Genomic DNA, 658 nt, shown 5'->3' with positions numbered 1-658 from the left:
CGCCGCATGGATCCACGTATTGATGGAGACGTCATCGGCTTGCACCAGGCGCGCCACTTCCTTCTTGAGCGACCTTGAGATTCTGAGTGAAAATCTTTGGCCGCCTGCCATACCTATTCTTTCCTTGTTGTGATGAGGAAAGCGTCTGCCAGATTGACCACATCCACGGGCAGATAGAGCTTCAGGCTTTCTGCAAATTCTGCCTGTTTGCCGGCAGGAAAGGTTCCGCTGATGCGTTCGGCCGCGAGGGTCTCGTCATCGATGACCAGTTTTATGGTCGAATAGCGGTTCATTTCGACGATGGCCTCTGCGAGCGTCACATTGTCGAACCGGAGGAGACCTTCGCGCCATTTGCCGGCAAGGGCGGGATCGATGGTGGAGAGGAAGGGGTCAGCGCCCTGTCTCACGTCCAGACGGTCGCCGGGCTTGAGGACGATGCCCTCCTGCAGGGTCTTTGCGGGCATCGCGCCCGCCTTCCCTTCACTGTCATCCGTCCGACTCGCGCTGACACGGACCGAACCCTGGATCAGGGTGACGGAGATGGCGTCCTGATCGGCACGCACGTTGAACGCCGTCCCGAGCGCACGCGTGATTGTGCCGCCGGCTTCGACCAGGAATGGCCGGTCAGAATGTTCGACCTCGAACAGGGCTTCGCCTT

Annotated in this window: 1 protein-coding gene; it reads right to left on the bottom strand. The window is 59.6% G+C overall.

Annotation, left to right across the window (positions count from 1 at the left end; translation table 11 throughout):
- Nucleotides 1-113: 113 nt before the first annotated feature.
- The coding region (locus HY26_RS02325; RefSeq protein ID WP_199288530.1) for a FecR family protein at nucleotides 114-658 on the bottom strand (545 nt) is incomplete at its 5' end.

This window comes from Hyphomonas sp. GM-8P (genome assembly GCF_003263315.1).
In the GTDB taxonomy this organism is placed as follows: Bacteria; Pseudomonadota; Alphaproteobacteria; order Caulobacterales; family Hyphomonadaceae; genus Hyphomonas.
This window is presented reverse-complemented; position numbering and strand designations above follow the sequence as displayed.